Source organism: Marinomonas lutimaris, assembly GCF_019426345.1.
GTDB lineage: Bacteria > Pseudomonadota > Gammaproteobacteria > Pseudomonadales > Marinomonadaceae > Marinomonas > Marinomonas lutimaris.
Genome location: NZ_JAHLLW010000001.1, coordinates 443347 through 462461 on the forward strand (window position 1 = coordinate 443347; position 19115 = coordinate 462461).

The window sequence follows — 19115 nt, forward strand, 5'->3', positions numbered from 1 at the left end:
CCTTAAATAGAGACTGTTTTCAGATAAATATTTGCTGTGCCACAAGCTCGGTAAATTGGGTGAGTCCTAGCAATATAAGATAGGGCTTTAGATAATAAGAGACCTTTGATCTGTCTTGGCTTTGCTTGTGACGCTATACAAAGGCCTCAATAAGTATGCGGTTTTGCTGCCTGCTTTTCTGGTGATTCTTCTAAATGAGTTTATTGATTTCAACTTGGATTAAGTTTTTCTTTCTTTTCGCACCGTTTTTTGTGTTGTCTATGTTTCTTGCGTTAACCCGTGGAGAATCGTCTGCATCGCGTCGAAAAGTGGCGAATAAAGCGATTATTGCCTCTGTGGTGATTTCAATTGTGTTGTTGTTTTTTGGCGGCAGTTTGTTTGCTGTATTAGGCATCACTCTGGATTCTTTCCGTATTGGCTCTGGTATCTTGCTGTTTATGTCTGCCTTGAGTTTGGTGCGTGATGGTACGCGTAATCATGCGGTTGGCATGCCAAGCGAAGAACGTGATGATGTGTCTGTTGTACCATTAGCGGTCCCGACAATTATTGGACCTGCGACCATTGGTACCATTCTGGTTTACGGCGCTGAATTGCAAGGCTGGGATTTGTTCATCGGCTTGTGTGGTTTGTTGTTGGCGTTGGGTACTCTGGCGATTATTTTGTATTCCGGTTCTTTGATTGAAAAAATGCTTGGTCGAACAGGCTTAAACGTTTTGTCTAAGATTACCGGTTTGATTTTGGCGGCCATGGCTGCGCAGATATTTATGAGTGGTGTCATGGGCTTTTTACAGCCAGTGACTTCAGCCGCTAGCTAAGTGGTTATGAATTAAACTTTGTACAAAATGCGGCGTTTCTTGGCTTTGGCTTCTCCTTGGGTTTTACTTGTTATATCATAACAAAATTCTATCCAATCTCGGTGAGAGCCAATTATGGCAAAGAACGTCGTTTTTTTATTGTTATCTTTTTTATGTCTTAGCTCGCCTCTTTATGCTGCGATGGACTTTGCGGTTTATCAAGATTTTATTCAGTGGATTATTTCTCAACAAGCCACTTTTCATCGTGAATTAGTGTCTTTAGTTCGCTCTATCAGCAAGGGCGGCAGTCCGGTTTTATTGTGGGGGTTAATCTCTACAAGCTTCTTCTATGGCGTTTTTCACGCGGCAGGTCCTGGTCATGGCAAGGCGGTTATTTCTGCTTATATGCTGGCGAGCAAAGCACCGTTGCGTCGTGGTATTAGCCTAGCGTTTTTGTGTGCGGGTGTTCAGGCTGTGATGGCTGTATTGGTTATTGTGGTACTTAGCCAAGTATTTTCTTTGGCGGGAAAGGCCATGCAAATCAGTCGTTTCTTTGAAGTGGCGAGCTTTGCAGCGGTTGGCTTGATTGGTGTGTGGATTCTTGTACGTTTATTACGCGGCCAGTCTGGTTGTGGACATGATCACTCGCAAGATCACCTAGAAGAGCATCACAGCCACGATCACGCACATTATGGGCATAGCCATGACGGTCATGGTCACTCACACGGTCATTCTGATGATCACGCTTGTTGTTCGCATCACGCGAATGAAGCGAAAACCGCCCGTCGCAGTATTTGGGCTATGGTGGCTGCGGTGGGGATTCGTCCTTGCACTGGAGCTATTTTGGTTTTGTTGTTTTCTTTGAGCACGGGCATTTTTGTTTGGGGCTTGGTGGCAACCTTTGCCATGGCCTTAGGTACTGCTATTACTGTCGCTGCTTTGGCGGGTGTCAGTGTTTTTGTTCGTGATACCGGTTTTGCGTTAAGTAGTGAGCATCGTGTTTGGCGACAGCGAGTGTCGCGCACCTTTGGTTTTCTTGCCGCTTTCGCTTTGATAATAATCAGTACCTCCATGATTTGGAGTTACATCAGCAATGCAGGAAGGGCTTTCTAATGAAACATGAAGACTTTCATCAACACAGCCACCATAACCATAATGACTGTATTGATACCGCACTAGAAACCGCAGAAACTCTGTGTGCAGAGCAAGGCCAGCGATTAACGAAAGTACGTCGCCGCGCATTAGAATTGATCTGGGAAAGTCATCGTCCACTTGGTGCTTATCAGCTATTGGCGAAGTTAGCCGAAGAAGGTTTTAATTCGGCGCCACCAACGGTTTATCGAGCATTGGATTTTCTATTAGGCGCAGGACTTATTCACAAAGTGGAATCGATGAATGCCTACCTTGGTTGTGCCCATGCAGACAAAGCTCACAAAGGCTACTTCTTGATTTGCGACGAATGCCACAATGTCATGGAGTTTGATTACCAAGATATTCATGCTGCGCTAATCGAAAAAGCCGCACATCAAGGTTTTGAATTACGCGCTGAAACCATTGAATTAACGGGTTTGTGCGCGAAATGTAAGGAAAAATCAGTAGGAGCAAGCGCGTGAGCAAACGATTGGTCGCTTTTGACAAAATTGGTATCTCGTTTGATGGCCGAGTCTTGCTCGAAAACATAGATATGACCATCAGTGAAGGCGAGATTGTTACCTTGATTGGCCCAAATGGTAGCGGTAAAAGTACGCTGATTCGTACCTTACTCGGTCTACAAGAGGCCACATCAGGTGAAGTGGTAAGACACAAAACCTTGCGAATCGGATATATGCCGCAAAAGTTGCATATCGATCCGACCTTGCCATTAACGGTAAAGCATTTTTTAGCTTTGGTACGGGGTGTTGATAAACAGCAAATTTTGCCTACCTTGGAAAAATTGGGCATTGGTCATTTGCTTCAGTCTCAGGTTCATGTGTTGTCAGGTGGCGAAACGCAGCGCGTATTATTGGCTCGCGCTTTGTTGAACCGACCGAATTTATTGGTACTTGATGAACCAGTGCAAGGCGTGGATGTGAATGGGCAAGTGGAACTTTATAATCTGATTGAAGGCATTCGTAATGAGCTAAATTGCGGTGTGCTGATGGTTTCCCATGATTTACATTTGGTGATGGCGAAAACCGATACCGTGGTGTGTATCAATCAGCATGTGTGCTGTTCGGGTAGCCCACAACACGTGACTGGTCACCCAGCTTATCAAGCTTTGTTTGGTGTGCCAGGGGCAGACGAATCCATCGCAATTTATGCCCATCAGCATGATCATGTGCATGATGAACACGGCAGTATTTTGTCAGACGGTGGTGATGCTCATAGCCACGATCATTCTCAGTGTAATCATCACTAATCACACCTAAGTTAGCAGATTTTGGAGTTCGTAATAGCATGTTAGATCTTTTGCTCAGAGCCTTGTTAGGTGGATTGGGTGTGGCTGCAGTAGCAGGGCCGTTAGGCGCGTTTGTCGTTTGGCGACGCATGGCCTATTTCGGTGATACCTTGGCGCATTCGGCCTTGTTGGGTGTGGCGTTAGGTTTTTTATTAGACATCAATTTGAATCTTGCCATTATCGTTTTGTGTGTTGGTTTGGCCTTGGTGTTGGTGACTTTGCAGAAGAAACACATTATTGCGACGGACACCTTGTTAGGGATTCTAGCGCATTCGGCATTGTCACTTGGTTTGGTTGCAGTAAGTTTTCTCGACAATATCCGCATCGATTTGATGGCCTATTTGTTTGGTGATTTGCTGGCGATTAACCAAGCCGATGTTTACTGGATTTACGGTGGTGGTTTGGCGGTTATCACGTTATTGGTGACATTTTGGAAGCCGCTACTAGCTGTAACCGTTAATGAAGAATTGGCAAAAGTAGAAGGTTATCCGGTAGAAGCGATTCGTCTATTGCTGATGTTGCTGGTGGCTTTGGTGATTGCCGTGGCGATGAAAATTGTCGGTGTGTTGCTGATTACCTCTTTGATGATCATTCCCGCAGCAACCGCACGGAAGTTGTCGAAGACGCCGGTACAGATGGCGTCGTTCGCTAGTTTGATTGGTTGTCTGTCTGTGTGTGGCGGCTTGTGGGCATCTTATCGCTGGGATACACCAACTGGGCCAAGTGTCGTTGTCTGTGCCGCTTTGTTGTTCCTAGTGGCTTACACTCTGCCGTTTAAGCGTCTCAGCTAGATATCTTACTATTCAAGTGAAGGCCATTTTGGGAAACCAAAGTGGCCTTTTTTTTGGGTTTTGTTCTCTGTTTCATTTTTCAAACATTAATGATTATTAATAAACCCGATCGTGCATTTTGTTGCGAATAGTTATCATCTACATTAACCTCATGCCAACTTTTTTACCGCTTTGAGCTGGAACAAGAAATGAAAGTGGCAATAGTAAAAAATTGGTTTGCTAGGTTTGTAGCGGCGCTGCGACCTTCTAGAGAATTCACTGCTTTTTATCGGGATGAGGCTGGTGCGGTATTGCCTTTTGCTGTGTTGATTATTGTTGGCGGCGTCATTGCCGTGTCCTTTGCTGTAGATACTACAAGGATGGTGAATAGTTCTGCTCAAGTGAAGCGAGCGACGGATGTCGCAGCATTGGCGATTGGTAATATTCAATTGGCGAATGGTAATGATGAGGACGTGGATCTACAAAAGATAGCGAGTGGTTATGTGTTGAGTAATTTGGGCATGGACTCTGGGCTCATTAATCAAATTGAAGCCGAGCAAGTGACTGTCACGAAAGGCGAAGTGGATGGTAGCCCAACTTATAAGGTGAGTGTCACGCTAACGGCGCAATCAGACCTCTTGAAAGCAGGTGGCCAAGAACAAGTTATTTTTTCCACAGTAGAGGTGGTGTCTCGTCCAACAGAAGTTGCTTTGATTTTGCCTAATTCTGGTGCGGAAGACAGTGGAGAATTAGCAGCGCTACGTAAGGTTAGCAAGGAATTCGCTCGTAATCTTTTAGGTGATGAATCGGCAGGTACAGCGAATAATCAGAAAGTGTGGTTATCTTTAGTGCCCTTTAGTCAATCTGTCAATGTATATGACCCTGATGATCCAGATCGCATAAACCGCTGGGCGGAGTTTGGGGCATTAAATCCGCCAGAGCTTCGTAGCTTATTTAGAACGGGTAAAGTTAGAAGCTTGGCAGACCCTCGCTTCCCTGATCGAGAGGCTGATTTGCTATGTATGTATCGTGGTTTAAGTGCGGGCGAGAATTTCTTTTGGGATCAGCCACCTTCTGGGCAATTTGAAATTTATTATCGTCATGACCTTCCCGAAAACGGTAGTCCTGGAGCATCTCCTGTTTCTTGGGTCGGGCCGAATCCTGATTTCCCCGATACTCAAGCTGAGGATACACGTTGGATTGTTGCCGACAAAGGTTGCCCCGATGCTCCTCTACTTCCACTCACTGACGATTTGACAAAAATTGATTCACGCTTAGATCAGATGTCTACCCGTTTTAATGTGAACTATGCCATCGCTATGAGTTGGGCTGGTGCTGCGTTATCTCCCAATATGCGGGGGGCAGTAGGCTGGGGAGATAATGAACTTCCTCTCGATTTCAGCCCAGATAATAACAATGTGAAAGTGATTGTGATGTTGGTTAATACCATTGGTGATTGGTTTGATACCGATTCATACAACTTTTACTTCGGAGAAGAAACGAGTGATTCGACTGGATTTGCACGTCGGCGCTTTTCAGATCTTTGTCGAGATTTTAATAGTAAAAATATCAAATTTTTCTTTATTGGCGTTCGTCCTGGAGATCCGGAAGATTTTGGTCGTACCTTGTTTGCCGATGTGGCAGGGCCTGGTTTGCGGGAGTGTGCAAGTGGCGATGGCAACTTTCACTTTGCTGATGCCTCTAATTTTACCGAAGGGCAAAGCCAAATTGCATCGTCTCTGGAAGAGATTGCAGACGATATACGCCGTAACTATTACGCGCGTTTAATTGAATAATTCAGGCTGCCGGAATCAGCTAGATAGAGCAGGAGTGTATTAATCATGTTATTTCCTAAAAAATCACGGTCTTCACAGGTGCTCGCGTTGGAACCTCGGATGATGTTTGACGCTGAGGGTGCGGTTGAAGCAGCAGATACTTTGTCAGCGGTGTCGGCAGCTGAAACTGATTTAAGTGCTTCTAATGCTGTCGATGCAAGAGGGGAGGTGCCCACAATAGAAGGCGATATTAATATTTACTATGACAGCAAAGCTGATCTTCAGGGTTCTGAGTATTCATTGAATGGTGTCGAAAGTATGGCTCTTAGCTCTGATGGTAAATACGCTTATTCTGTATACAGTGGCGGTGGCGATTCTGCTGCGATAGGCGTTTTTAGTGTCGATGAATCTGGACAGCTTACATTAGTTCATACTTATTATAACTATAGCGAAGAGTATACAGAATCATCTGGTCTTATTAGGACGATGGATATAGAGGGGATAGCGGGTGCGACTCATGTGCTGCTATCTGATGATCAGCAGAGTGTGTATGTGTATGGGGAAACTGATAACAGCATAGTGACATTTACTCGAAATGCTGACACTGGCGCTTTGGGGTTTCAATCAAAAGCTGATTTATCAAATTTTGGTATTGATAATGACAGTGTGTATGTTGAAGACATCATTATGTCAAACGGACATTTTTATATCGCAGCTGGTGACAGCATTGTTGTTTTGGATGCTGGTGAGGATGGAAACTTTACTGAAGTTGGGGCCTATACGAATGGGCAGGATGGAGTTTCAGGGTTGGAAGGTGTGCGTCGATTAGCCCTCAGTGACGATGGCGAATACCTGATTGCAGGAGAAAATAGTGCCCTCACTTTGTTTAACGTTAATGATGACGGTACTTTGCAGTTTGTTTCATCAGTTGATAGTGGCATAGAAGAAAGCTTTACCATTCAGTCTATTGTCGTTGCTAAAGATGGTAAAGCTGTCTATGCCTTGAATAGCTACTCAGAAAGTGAATCTGAAATATTAGTCATGACATTAAGTGATGATGGCATCTTAGCATTTAACAATCGCTATGCATTGTCAGCTGGTGCGCAAAGTATTGTGGTGTCGGACAATGGGGCTGGTGTGTTTGTTTTAGGCAGTAATGCCGATGTTTTTTCTTATGATGAAACGAATCAAAGCTTAACAAAGGTTGATACTTTATCGGGAGGATTCGGTGGTGATTTAGGTGGCGAGTTTGGTGAGAGTAGCAAGTCCTATTTAAGTGCCGATGGTCGTAAAGTTTTTGTGTTAAATACCCAGTTTTCTCGAGAGTCTATACTTACTTATGATCTGGCTGTGAATAAACCTTCTCATGTAGAGGGCGATGGCAGTGTGTTATTACTACCAAGTGGACGTATTGGAGATTCTGAATTAGATGAGTTAGATGATTATCAAGGTGCAAGCTTCAATGTTGTGCGGGAATCTGGCGGTTTAGAGGAAGATTCTTATGGTTTTATAAACGGTAATGGTTTGACGCTGGAAGACGGGAAAATTCTTCAAAATGGCGTTGAAATAGCGACCTTTGTTGTTTTTGATAATTCATTGATGGTGAATTTTACGAGTGCAACTAACCATGAAACTGCTCAAAATGTGCTGCGTCAGATTTCTTACGCTAACACCAGTAATGATCCTCTGGCGAATGGAGCATCACCTACGTTTGTCATCATGGTTGATGACGGTGACGGTAATCAAACTTCTTTAGATGTCATAGTAAATCTCATTGATGTCAATGATCCCTCTATTCTTACCACGACACCTGCACAGATAATCTATCCAACAGGTAGTGATTACACTCCATTATTTTCAGGTACTAGCATAGATACGGTAGAAAAGGGCCAATTGATTGGGCAAGTGGTTTTAAATATTACGGGTGCTTCTTCTTTTGATGTGTTGAAAATTGGCGACAGTAAATTGATTTTGTCCACAACGTCAGGGCCATCGACAATCAGCAGCGGTTTATCTTATATGGTAACTAAATCGGGTGATACCACTACCGTGACCTTGTATTTACAACAGTCCGCGACAGAAGCCGCTTCTTTGATTGATAGTATTAGCTATAAATATGAAGGTAAAGAAATTGTCGATCAGCGTACTGTAGCTTTGTCTGTTGTGGAGCCATGGGATGGAAGCAGTAGCCTTACAACTACCTATGAAGATGAAGCGGTTATTACTTTTGAACAAGGGCAAAACTCGGCCCCCGTTTTAAGTGGTGACACAGGAAATATATCGTACATAGAAGGAAGTCCTGCTTTTAGTGTTTTTCCTGACGCAAATTTACCCGTAGATGAGCAAATGGATGCTTACAATAATGGCTTAGGAAGCTACCACCGCGCTGTAATGACGGTTTCGATTGACGATGCTTCGCCAGGCGATGTGTTGTCATTTTCGGATGGTAATAATCTGACCTTGAGTAAAGGAACAGAAATACTAAAGGACGGTGTCATCATAGGAACTGTATCCGTGAGTGATGGTGAGTTGACAGTGACTTTTACTGAAAATAACGGAGCGACACCTACAACGGAAGATGTCAAAAATATTTTGAACCAGATTCAATATAAAAGCACCAGTGATTCGCCTGTAGCTACGCTAACGATAACGGCAACAATGACTAATCATTTAGGGCTTACATCAGCAGGGTTAAGCACACAGGTCGATATTATCGCTGTAAATGATGCGCCTTTAGTTAGAGATGCCCTTGAGGTGTCGGCGGATGATATAGGGCTTATTGCTAATTTGGACAGTATAGAAGGCTTAGAAAATGTTGCTGCGTCAACGGTATCGGGCGACGGGACCATTTTTTATGTGGCAGACAGCAAGGGGAATATTGCCGTATTTAATCGCGATGCTGACACCGGAGAGTGGGTTTATCAAATAACGCTTCCTTCGATTGAAGGGTTAGAGTCCGTTGATAAATTGGTAACTACAGCAGATGGCAAATCTTTGTATGCACTTGGTCATTACGAAGCTATTAGTTGGAATGTTCCTGTAGACAGAGGAGTTATTGCTGTTTTTTCGTTAAATGGGAGTAGTGAGCTGACAGAGACGCAAAGAGTGATTGAGGGGGATGATTTTTCAATCAATAGCATAACGGATTTAGTGTTGTCAGATGATGGTGAAAATGCCTATTACCTTTATGACAATGGGTTAGGTGTGATGTCTCGCGATACATCAACCGGAATATTGACGTCTGAGGTAATTATAGCAAATTCTACAACGCCGCTTTGGCAGCCAACTGCATTAACGGTATCAGACCATTATGTGTTTGTAACGAGTAACTATAATGACGCTAGTGTGATAGTGGTTGATCGAGCCAACAATGAACTAGCTTGGATTAGTAATGGTTACATCGATTCCTTTGCTCAAACGGCAAAGCTGGATTCATTGAGTCACATAGCAGTGACTGATGATGGTACTTATATCTATGTGGTGAATGGTTCGAGTATTTATACCTATGCTTACAATACGGCTGATAAATCTCTTAGCGTGGTTAATACGGAAGACAACTTGATTGTTGAAAATTTGACAGACATGGTTGTCTCAAATAATGGCAGAGAACTATTGGTCTCTACATCAGAGGGTACCTTAAACCGTTATGTGATTGGGTATGACGGTCAATTAACCTTGATCAGTACGGTAACGCAAGCTGTTTCGGATGGTAAAGAAATCAATGTAAGCAAGGATGGATATATCTATTTACAAGGTAATAGTGTCGCCATTTTTGAGCCGCTAAGTCGCCAAGTCACTGCTTATGAAATAGGCTTCGAAGCAGTGGCATTAGCACCTACCACGGCTATTTACGATGCTGAATTTGCTGCGTTAGATAATTACAAGGGATTGACTTTGTCGATCCAATCTACGTCACCAAGTGCCGATGATATTTTCGATATATTATCCGGTTCAGGGTTCAGTATTCAGGGTGAAAACCTGTTCTTTAATGACGCACTTGTCGGTACATTCACGGCGGAAAATGGTGTACTGACAGTCGCGATTACTGGTGACCTTACACAGATTCAAGTGAATACCTTGGTACAAAATGTATCCTATGAAAACCCTAATTTAACCGAAGCAATCACCCAGATCTTTACCATTTCAGCTAATGATGGAGAGATTAATAGCGTTGAATTCCAGTCAGAGTTAAACGTTGTCCGCAACAGCATTCCAGAAGCCACTGGTGGTTATGTTATTCCATCGGTAATGGAAACTGCTCCTACTTCTATCGTGTTGCCTGAGGGCTTGTTTGTTGATGCTGGGGGCGAACCCCTCACTTGGAGTGTTACTGGTTTACCAACGGGATTAACTTTTGACCCGCTGACCCGAACGATTTTGGGGCGAGCTTCTGAATCTGGTGCTTTTTCTTTAACGTTTACGGCCACAGACCCTAGACTGCAATCAGCCAGTTTAGAGCTTGATTTGGTGGTTGAGCGGCTGCCATTGACGGATCAGTCTTCGAATGAGAATGATGCGCTCATTTCATCCTTGGCCAATAGAGAACCTTCTTTTGGTCCTGATATAGGTGATACTTTGCTGCAGGGAGACATAGGGCGTTTTCCTTCGACAGCTTTTCCTTCAGCTCCTGATTTTGGCTTATCTGAGGCGAATAACCAAAGAATAACGACACTATCTTCTGAAAACGGTGATGTAAGCCGTCTATCCGAAATTTCGTCTCCCTTGCCAATAGAAGCTTATCGTTTTGTTTCACTTACGTGGCTGGGAGGGGATCGTCAAGTAGCATTTTCGTTACTGGATAACGTGCTGTCAGTAGAAGAAAAAACCATTCTTGCAGTGACGTTGGCGGATGGTGTTTCGTTACCTGACGGAGTGGAATTTGATGCGGACACTGGTGAATTGACGATCAATAAAACGGTGCTTGAAGCAACCGATCAGATAGAGCTTCAGATATTGGTGGTAGATGAGCAGGGTAATGCTTCGATAGTGCCTGTCGAGGTGACATTACAGGCGGCTCAACAAGCCTCAGCAGTACCTTTTGCTCAGCAAGTAAAAAATGCGGGATTAATGAGCTTGTCGGACGACAGCCAGGCGTTGCTTGCAGAATTGTCTGTTAATTGACTCTTTATGGATATGAACGGAATCAACATTTTCGATAGTAAGGTTTTGATGTGAATATAAAAAATACGGTACTAACAACAAAAGGTTTTCAGAGAACTGCATTGAGTGGTGCTTTAATGCTGGCTTTAACGGCGTGCTCTGTTACGCCAACACCTATGACATTTGATCAAAAACTGGCGCTGGTGGAATCTGATCGCGCGGCCATGTTTAAAAATCAAGAACCCGTGGTAAAGCCAATTACACTAGAAGAAGCGATGGCGAGAGCAGTGAAATATAACCTGCAAGAGCGCTTAGCATTGATGGAAAAGCTTGCCGAAGACAATATCTTAGGGCTAAAAAGCTTTGACATGTTGCCCCAAGTGGCAGCCAGTGCAGGCTGGAAAACACGCAATAACGAAGCGGCGTCATCGAGTAAGTCCATTGCCACAGGGCAAGAGTCTTTGGTGTCTTCTACGAGCCAAGATAAGACGACAAACTCGGCAGATTTAAGTGTGTCATGGAATATCTTGGACTTTGGTATCGGCTATTTTGGATCTAAAGCACAAGCGAATAATGTGTTAGCTGCAGAAGAGCGCCGTCGTAGCGTGGTCGCTGACATTATTCAGAATGTGCGCGGTGCTTATTGGGATGCCGTGACGGCGCAGCAGCTGCAGCCTGTGGTTAAAAGAACCTTGAAAGACGCTTATGCGGCTTTGGAGACGTCTAAAAAAACGGGCGCAGAGCGTTTAATTTCGCCATTGGAATCCCTTCAATACCAGAAAAGCTTATTGGAAATGATTAGTCGCTTAGAGACTCTAGAAGGTGATTTGGCTACGTCGAAGTCGCGTTTGGCGAGCTTAATGAATTTACCGCCTGCAACGCGTTATGAGCTAGCTGAGCAAGACGTTTCGCCGATGGATATACGTTACAGCTTGGAAGATTTGGAAGCCTTGGCGATGGTTAATCGACCAGAGATTAACGAAGAAGCCTATCAGGCTCGTAACGTCGCATTAGAAACTCGTTCTGCGTTAACACGTCTGTTACCTGGTGCGTCATTATTTGTTGGTGCGCATTACAACAGCAATAGTTACTCTGTGAACAAGGATTGGGCTGATGCTGGAGTTCAAGTGAGTTGGAACTTGCTCGGTGCGTTTTCATACTCTGATATTAAACGAGTAGGAGAAGTGAAACAGTCCGTTGCTGACCTTCGCAGACAAGCGTTAAGAATGGCTGTGCTAACTCAGGTAAACATTGCTTGGCAGCAATATAAACAAGCTAATAACCAGTACCAGCGAGCTTTAGAATTATCACGTATTCAGAATGCGATTTTAACGCAAAGTACAGGCGCTTATCAGAATAACACTCAATCTTTAGTGGAGCGTGTGCGCATCGCTACAGAAAGTGTCTTGGCGACCCGTAGCCGTGACCGCAGCTTCTCGGCGATGCAAAGTTCTTATGGTGCCATCTATCAAGCGGCGGGCTTAGACCCATTGCCAAAAGAAATTGCAGGAACCAGTGTTGCGGCATTGTCCGGTTCTATTGCTCAGCAAGATAACTTGTTAAAACAAGGAAAAATCACACAGGCAACATTGTTTTCTAAGGATGTGTTGGTGGAGCAATATCCCAGCATGGTAGAGGAGTATAAGAAAGCTCATTCAAGCCAAAGTGATTCTATGCAGCGTGTTGTATTAGAAAATCGAGGATCATTACAAGAAGTGTCTGTTACTGATTATACTGATTACTCGCAATGATTATGACCTTGGTGGCACGGTGCCGTGCTAAGAAGTTTGCTTGTTTATTGGGATTGGGCTGTGTACTTGCATTGCCTTGCGCCTTTGCAAGTGAAGTGTATACAGAAAGCGCCATGGCGGATAATCACGCGATTCGGGTGCAATTAAAAGCACAGGATAAGATGGTGTTGTCGAGTCAGTTGTCGGGGCGTATTGAAACTTTGGTATGGAAAGAAGGACAGAGTTTCAAGAAAGGCCAGCAATTGGTCGCCTTTGATTGTGGCATTTACAAAGCTAAGTTGGATTATGCGATTGCAGCGGAAACAACGGCGCAAAAAAAGCATGCCATAGCGCAGCGTTTGGATAATTTACAGTCCATTAGTGTGTTGGATGTCAGTCAAGCCGAATCAGATTTTATTATGGCTGAAGCCGAGCGCAAGATCGGTGAGGTGATGGTAAAACGCTGTGCGATTGCCGCGCCTTTCTCTGGCCGAGTGTCGAAACGTTTGGTTGAGCAAGGCGAGTTTGTTTCTGAAGGGGAGCCGCTCCTAGAAATTTATAATACCAGTGCTTATGAAGTGGAGTTGATTGTGCCTTCTCGTTGGATTAGTCGAGTGAATATCGGGGATACTTTTACTGTTCAGCTGGATGAAACCAATCAAGAGTATGAAGCCCGCGTGACTCGCTTAGGATCGGTGATTGATCCTTTGAGCCAGTCTTTCTCTGTGTTTGGACAAATTTCCTCGAAAAGCAAAGCACTATTGTTACCGGGGATGAGTGGAAGCGCGTTGTTTTCTTACTCTAAAGCACTCGGGGGAAATACTGCGCCATGACGACTCTTCGTTCTGCTCCCTTGGCGACGGAAGTGACCACAGAGCATGCCTTGTTAAATTTGCTGCAATTAGAAGCAAAGGCTCGTTCTACACAAAGCTTAGATGAGCTGCAATTCATTTGTCTTAATGAGACTCGACTTCTGCTCACCTACGAACAAAGTTTATTGTGGGATGCCCAGAGTGGAAAGTTAGTTGGGGCATCTGGATTGGTCGATATTGACGCGAATGCGCCTTTTTGTACTTGGGCAAATGGCGTATTGAAAGGCATTTCTCAAACAGATAAAGCGCAGCGAATTCATTCTATTGATCCCACTCAACTGGCATTTGATGATGCGGCTCGTTTTGCCGATTACTTTTCTGCGCGCCTTATTTGGTTGCCCATACAAAATGCTAATGGCGATTTGATTGCTAGTTTATTACTGTCGAAAGAACAAGAACTAAATTTGCGTGAGAAAAAATTATTATCTTTTCTATTAAGCGCTTATGGTCATGCTTGGCAGTCATTTATTCGACAGCGCCGCCATTTTTTCAAGAATAAATCATGGCGTTGGTGGGCGGTGGGCGGTTCTCTGCTTGCAGGCTTGCTATGTATTCCTATTCAACAATCTGTCATAGCCCCTGCTGAAATTGTACCTCAGCAACCAAATATTTTACGTGCGCCGATTAAAGGGATTGTCAGGGAGTTGACGGTTAGGCCAAACGACACCGTAGTAGCTGGTCAAGTGGTTGCCCGTTTAGATGCAAAAGAGTTGCAGCAACAGCTTGAAACAGCGCGCCAAACCTATGCCATTAGTCGAGCTGAATTGCGCATGGCGCAGCAGCAGTCTTTTATTGATGAACAACGCAAGGCCGCTTTGGCGGTATTAGAAGGCAAGCAAGCGCAGGCACAATTAGATATGACGTACCTCCAGCAGCAATTAACGAGAACCGAGATTGTTGCGCCTTACGATGGCGTGGTGATTTTTGATAATCAAGGGGATTGGTTAGGGAAACCATTGGCGTTAGGTGATCCTATTATGACCATTGCTGATCCGAATAAGACAGAATTACAGATTCGTTTGCCTTTGCAAGATGCGATCGAGCTGGAAATCGGTTCGTCGTTGAAGCTGTTTTTAAACAGTGACCCAGCCAACCCTGTTGCGGCGGAACTGGTTAAAATTGCCTATAAAGCCAGTCCCACAGAAGATGGACAATATGCTTTGCAGCTAAAGGGACGTTTTACGGATTCAGGTCATTCTTTGCGTCTTGGTAAAAAGGGCGTCGCCAAGTTATACGGTGAATACACCACCCTGTTTTATTACTTATTTAGAAAACCTCTTTCTGAATTGCGTATATGGTTAGCGTGGTAGATGTGGCAGCAGTATCAGGGCACGAGAGTGTGAAAGAAGAGTCGTTAGGGGAGTTAAGAAACGAGTTGCGTCTTTTTGAAGGACCAACAGATCGAGATGGTGCCCCAACTTGGACGTTAGAAGATCCTTTGAGCGGTCAATTTTATCGCTTAGGTTGGCCCGAGATGGAGATGCTGGCGCGTTGGTCTTTAGCTTCGTCTGCTGCGATTGTAGAGGATATTCGACGTCATTTAACGTTGGATATTGATCTTCAGGATGTTAAAACATTTTATGCCTTTTTAAGTCGTCATCATCTTTTAAAAAACCATTCCAATGATGCCGTTCAGCAGTTGGCTGATGCCAAAAAGCAGCGTCAACTGAGCCCTCTGCGTTGGCTTTTGAAACATTATTTGTTTTTCCGTGTGCCACTGTGCCGACCGGATGCGTTTCTTGAAAAGACCTTGCCTATTGCGCGTTTTTTTGTCAGTCCCATTTTTTGGTTTTTGAGTTTGTTAGCTCTGTTGGCTGGAGGCTTTCTCGTGAGTCGCCAATGGGGAACTTTTACTCATACTTTTTTGCATTTCTTTTCTTTTGAAGGCGCTGTAATGATGGCGCTGGCATTGTCTTTAACCAAGACGCTGCATGAACTGGGGCATGCTTACACTTGCAAATACTTTGGTGGCCGAGTAGCGACCATGGGCGTGGCCTTATTGGTTCTTTGGCCGGTTTTATACACGGATACTACAAGCTCTTGGCGACTTAAAAATCGTCGTCAGCGCATGCTGATTGGTGCAGCCGGGGTTATGGTGGAAATGGTTGTGGCGGCGTGGGCGATTTTGTTATGGAGTTTTTTGCCTGATGGCGTATGGCGCAGCTTAGCTTTTATGTTGGGAACCAGTACTTGGCTATTGTCTTTATTGGTGAATTTAAGTCCTTTTATGCGCTTTGATGGCTATTTTTTATTGTCGGATTTATTGGGGATTGCGAATTTACAGCAGCGCGCTTTTGCCTTTACTCGTTGGCAATTAAGGGAGTGGTTGTTTGGTTTCAAGGATGCGGCACCAGAAGTGTTTTCGTCAGCCATGCAGCGCATGTTGCTTTTGTACTCCTTTGTGACTTGGGTGTATCGGTTATTCTTATTTATTGGTATCGCATTGATGGTGTATCACTTTGCTTTTAAGTTATTGGGGATTTTTTTGTTTATCGTGGAAATGGCGGTGTTTGTTGTGTCACCTATTATGCGCGAAGTGAAAGAGTGGTATTTAAGACGATCCCGTTTGTCTTGGAATAAACATACATTGTTAAGTGCGGGATTATTGATACTTATTGTTGGGCTGTTATTTATCCCATGGCGAGGTGAGGTAATCGCTTATGGTGTTTTAAGGGCTAAGCAAGAGTCTCGAATTTATGTTCCAGAAGGTGCGCGTTTGCAGACGGTTTTTGTGTCCGCAGGGGAAAACGTTAAACAAGGGCAAGTACTGTATTTATTTTCTTCTCCAGAATTAGAGAAAGAGCAAGACGATCTCGAAATACGTGTAGCAACATTGAAAAAACAGATTGCAGTAAACCAATTTGATCGCCATGCATCGGCAAACTTGCAAATGATCCGCGAAGAGCTGTTCGCCTCGTCTAAGCGCTTAGCAACGCTTTCTCAGCAAATTGAATCATTGTCTATTCGTGCGCCTTTTGATGGTGTGATGGCAGAGGTCTCAGATCAATTTCAGGAGGGCAGCTGGCTATCATCTGGTGCTTGGTTAGGGACATTGATTGGTGCGCAAGGAAATTGGTTGGAGGCGTTTGTTGACGAGGTGGATGTTGGTCGTATTCAGCAAGGTAACGACGCGCATTTTATTCCCGAGAATATCTCTTATAGCGTATTGCCAGCACGTCTTATGTCAATTGAAGATACTGGGCTAAGTTATTTGTCGTCCGCTCCTGAACTGGCGTCGGTTTATGGCGGCCCAATCGCATCATTAAAAGGCAAAGGGAGTAATGGTGTGCCTCGCTCTGAAAATGTTTTGTATCGTATTTTTATGAGCTTGGAAGATAAGTCTATTGAACAAGCCGGTTTTGTTATAAGAGGAAAGGTGGTGATGGAAGCGACTTCGCAGAGCATTGCTAGCAGACTATGGACTAGAGTTGTGTCTGTGTTCGTTAGAGAATCATCGTTCTAGTTAATTTCATTTGAATTGAGTTTCAGGCAAGCGCATAACCCAGGCTGTGCGTTGCTGAGAATTAATTCACCATTATGTAAGGACGCAATGGCACGGATTAATGTGAGCCCTAAACCGTGTCCAAAGACATCATTTTTGGATGAGAGACGTTTGAAGCGTTGAGTGACAAATTCTAGACTTTCATCTGGAATGCCTTTGCCTTGGTCTGTCACCTTTATAAAGGTGTTCCCCAATGAAGAATCGATACTCAAGGTGATCACTTTGCTTTCTGGTGCGTATTTGATGGCATTGTCTAAAAGGTTAGCAATTGCTTGAAAAATAAGAATTTTATCAGCGTAGAAGAAGTGTTTTTTAGAGGCTTCTATAGCAAGCTGAATATCATAGTTTTCTGCTAATGGCTGATAGTATTCATAGACTTCGTGTAGTATTTCATAAGCATTGATTTTGTTTTTTTGGTGGCTTACTTGTCCTGTTTCTACTTCAGAAAGGCGCATGATAGAGCGGAAGAGCACTTGGATTTGCTCGGTTTCTTTGATTGCTTGTTCTAGTTCTTTAAGCTCTTCTCCTTCCACTCGTTCCGATATATTGATTAGTTTGTGTTGTAACCGTGTTAGAGGGGTTCTTAGCTCATGGGCCACGTGACTGGTAATGTCTCTCACTTCTCCCATGAGCCGTTGGGTGCGACCCAGTACAAGGTTGATTTCTTGGCCTAGCTGCCCGAACTCGTCGCCATTGTTTTTATAATCGACCCTAACGCTGTGTTTGCCTTTAGCGTAGTGCTCTAAGGCTTCTATTATGTGGTTCACCCGATAAAGGTTATGCAAGCTAAAAGGTAAGCTGATCAATAGAATCATCAATTGTATTGCCAATAATCCAGCGCCTGTCATGAGAGGAATAATTCTGGTCTGTTGGATCATGGGTTGAATATTGTAAGCGTTAAAATACATGCCACCATCGGCTAACGGTACTAATAGTCCCAGTAGCTCCATGTCGTTATTTTCGAGTGAGATAATGCTAGGTGGGTTGATATTGTTTTGTTGTAAGGTGGCGATATGTTGATTGGATATGTATTGGCTATTGTCGGATAAAATGCGACCATTTTCGTCGAAAATGAAGGTGAAGTGATCTTTTCTGACCTCCTTTTTATTTTCGTTTTTTAGTTTTTCTGCCAATTCATTACTACTGCTGAACGCCGTTTTTAATGTTTGGTTTTCAATGTTTTCAAAGATCATTCCTCGAACATGGCTTTTCATTATGTTATCTAAAACAAAGTCACAAATAAAAACTGAGGCGGAAGATATGAGTAAACAAATAAAGGCGATCGTTGCAGCTTGTCTGAAGCTGCTGCTATGAAGTAAAGGCTTAATAAACACAGAATTATCCTAGTGCATAACCAACCGAGCGAATGGTTCGAATAATAGGGTTTTTAGATCCGCCATCTAGCTTATGCCTTAATTTTGAAAGGTGGACATCAAGCACATTGGTTTGAGGATCGAAATGATAACCCCATGCTTTTTCTAACAGCATGCTACGAGTCACTGTTTGGCCTGGGTGTTCTGCCAGCACATAAAGCAACTTGAATTCTTTGTTCGTTAAGTCTATACGTTGTCCTGAACGGGTTACTTCATGTAGTTCAAGGTTGATCATCATGTCTTTGATCTTAATTAAGTTACTTGAAGCGATTTTCTTGGTGCGGCAGTACAGCCTTTCCAAGCGCAACAGTAGCTCTGTGAAGTCAAAAGGTTTTCCAAGATAGTCATCAGCACCCGCCCTAAGTCCTTCTATTCGGTCCGAAATTTGATCATTGGCCGATAAAATAAGTATGGGTGGATGCGGTGTATTTTCTAATAAGCCCAGCAGTTGTATACCATCTAATTTCGGTAAAATACGGTCTAGTAAAATGACATCAAAGACTTCTTCTTTAATCAGTTTTAGTGCGTCTTCGCCATTATCGACTAGCTTGCATGTATGACCTGAGACATGCAGCTTGCTGCTAATCCAATGGCTAACGGAGGCATCATCTTCAACAACGAGAATACGCATAGCTTCTTATCTCTATAGAATAAAAAAATAGTAATGAATGGCCGAGAGGTGTGTCGGTATACTAGTTCATATTGATAATGATTATCAATAGCGTACTTGCTGTTTTTTTACATTTTCTTACAAACCTTAAA

General features: G+C 43.7%; 13 protein-coding genes. 11 read left to right on the forward strand and 2 right to left on the reverse strand.

Translation table 11 applies throughout. From position 1 onward, the window contains the following. Positions 1–194 precede the first annotated feature (194 nt). The 11 genes from KPL72_RS01930 (at position 195) to KPL72_RS01980 (ending at position 16941) form a co-directional block, all read left to right on the forward strand. Entirely contained in the window at positions 195–815 is a 621-nt protein-coding gene (locus tag KPL72_RS01930; protein WP_212917314.1) for a MarC family protein, read from the forward strand. Between the two features lie 114 nt (positions 816–929). Beyond that, the gene (locus KPL72_RS01935; protein ID WP_219701582.1) at positions 930–1907 is read left to right on the forward strand and encodes a nickel/cobalt transporter; all 978 of its coding nucleotides are present in this window, start codon (positions 930–932) and stop codon (positions 1905–1907) included. After that, positions 1907–2407, forward strand: a complete 501-nt coding sequence (locus KPL72_RS01940; protein WP_219701584.1) for a Fur family transcriptional regulator — start codon at positions 1907–1909, stop codon at positions 2405–2407. Before KPL72_RS01935 ends, KPL72_RS01940 begins: the two co-directional genes overlap by 1 nt. Continuing rightward, positions 2404–3192, forward strand: coding sequence for a zinc ABC transporter ATP-binding protein ZnuC (gene znuC, locus KPL72_RS01945; RefSeq protein WP_212917317.1), 789 nt, complete (start codon positions 2404–2406; stop codon positions 3190–3192). Before KPL72_RS01940 ends, znuC begins: the two co-directional genes overlap by 4 nt. Positions 3193–3230: 38 nt before the next feature. After that, positions 3231–4022, forward strand: coding sequence for a zinc ABC transporter permease subunit ZnuB (znuB, locus tag KPL72_RS01950; protein WP_219701586.1), 792 nt, complete (start codon positions 3231–3233; stop codon positions 4020–4022). Positions 4023–4210: 188 nt separating this feature from the next. Beyond that, a complete protein-coding gene (locus KPL72_RS01955; protein WP_219701587.1) occupies positions 4211–5797 on the forward strand; it encodes a TadE/TadG family type IV pilus assembly protein in 1587 nt (528 codons plus the stop codon). A 99-nt stretch (positions 5798–5896) separates the two neighbouring features. Beyond that, a complete protein-coding gene (locus KPL72_RS01960) occupies positions 5897–10897 on the forward strand; it encodes a beta-propeller fold lactonase family protein (RefSeq protein ID WP_219701589.1) in 5001 nt (1666 codons plus the stop codon). 50 nt (positions 10898–10947) lie between these two features. Further along, positions 10948–12627 carry a TolC family protein gene (locus KPL72_RS01965; protein WP_219701590.1) on the forward strand — a complete coding sequence of 560 codons (1680 nt, stop codon included), beginning with the start codon at positions 10948–10950 and terminating at the stop codon, positions 12625–12627. Continuing rightward, a complete protein-coding gene (locus tag KPL72_RS01970) occupies positions 12624–13439 on the forward strand; it encodes an efflux RND transporter periplasmic adaptor subunit (RefSeq protein ID WP_219701592.1) in 816 nt (271 codons plus the stop codon). The genes KPL72_RS01965 and KPL72_RS01970 overlap by 4 nt, the downstream gene beginning before the upstream one ends. Next, the gene (locus KPL72_RS01975) at positions 13436–14788 is read left to right on the forward strand and encodes an efflux RND transporter periplasmic adaptor subunit (RefSeq protein WP_219701594.1); all 1353 of its coding nucleotides are present in this window, start codon (positions 13436–13438) and stop codon (positions 14786–14788) included. The genes KPL72_RS01970 and KPL72_RS01975 overlap by 4 nt, the downstream gene beginning before the upstream one ends. Continuing rightward, complete coding sequence (locus KPL72_RS01980) at positions 14773–16941, forward strand: efflux RND transporter periplasmic adaptor subunit (RefSeq protein WP_249422043.1); 2169 nt, start codon at positions 14773–14775, stop codon at positions 16939–16941. The genes KPL72_RS01975 and KPL72_RS01980 overlap by 16 nt, the downstream gene beginning before the upstream one ends. Here KPL72_RS01980 and KPL72_RS01985 read toward each other — a convergent pair. Then, on the reverse strand, positions 16938–18194 hold the full coding sequence (locus KPL72_RS01985; protein WP_249422044.1) for a HAMP domain-containing sensor histidine kinase: 1257 nt from the start codon (positions 18192–18194) through the stop codon (positions 16938–16940). The two genes, KPL72_RS01980 and KPL72_RS01985, sit on opposite strands and share 4 nt — an antisense overlap. A gap of 124 nt (positions 18195–18318) precedes the next feature. Then, on the reverse strand, positions 18319–18984 hold the full coding sequence (locus KPL72_RS01990; protein WP_219701598.1) for a response regulator transcription factor: 666 nt from the start codon (positions 18982–18984) through the stop codon (positions 18319–18321). Positions 18985–19115 lie beyond the last annotated feature (131 nt).

Bases quoted from the DNA above. Each gene is read 5' to 3' on its own strand.
- KPL72_RS01930 (WP_212917314.1), top strand. From the start codon at position 195: ATGAGTTTATTGATTTCAACTTGGATTAAGTTTTTCTTTCTTTTCGCA.
- KPL72_RS01935 (WP_219701582.1), top strand. From the start codon at position 930: ATGGCAAAGAACGTCGTTTTTTTATTGTTATCTTTTTTATGTCTTAGC.
- KPL72_RS01940 (WP_219701584.1), top strand. From the start codon at position 1,907: ATGAAACATGAAGACTTTCATCAACACAGCCACCATAACCATAATGAC.
- znuB (WP_219701586.1), top strand. From the start codon at position 3,231: ATGTTAGATCTTTTGCTCAGAGCCTTGTTAGGTGGATTGGGTGTGGCT.
- KPL72_RS01955 (WP_219701587.1), top strand. From the start codon at position 4,211: ATGAAAGTGGCAATAGTAAAAAATTGGTTTGCTAGGTTTGTAGCGGCG.
- KPL72_RS01960 (WP_219701589.1), top strand. From the start codon at position 5,897: ATGATGTTTGACGCTGAGGGTGCGGTTGAAGCAGCAGATACTTTGTCA.
- KPL72_RS01970 (WP_219701592.1), top strand. From the start codon at position 12,624: ATGATTATGACCTTGGTGGCACGGTGCCGTGCTAAGAAGTTTGCTTGT.
- KPL72_RS01975 (WP_219701594.1), top strand. From the start codon at position 13,436: ATGACGACTCTTCGTTCTGCTCCCTTGGCGACGGAAGTGACCACAGAG.
- KPL72_RS01980 (WP_249422043.1), top strand. From the start codon at position 14,773: ATGGTTAGCGTGGTAGATGTGGCAGCAGTATCAGGGCACGAGAGTGTG.
- KPL72_RS01985 (WP_249422044.1), bottom strand. From the start codon at position 18,194: ATGAAAAGCCATGTTCGAGGAATGATCTTTGAAAACATTGAAAACCAA.
- KPL72_RS01990 (WP_219701598.1), bottom strand. From the start codon at position 18,984: ATGCGTATTCTCGTTGTTGAAGATGATGCCTCCGTTAGCCATTGGATT.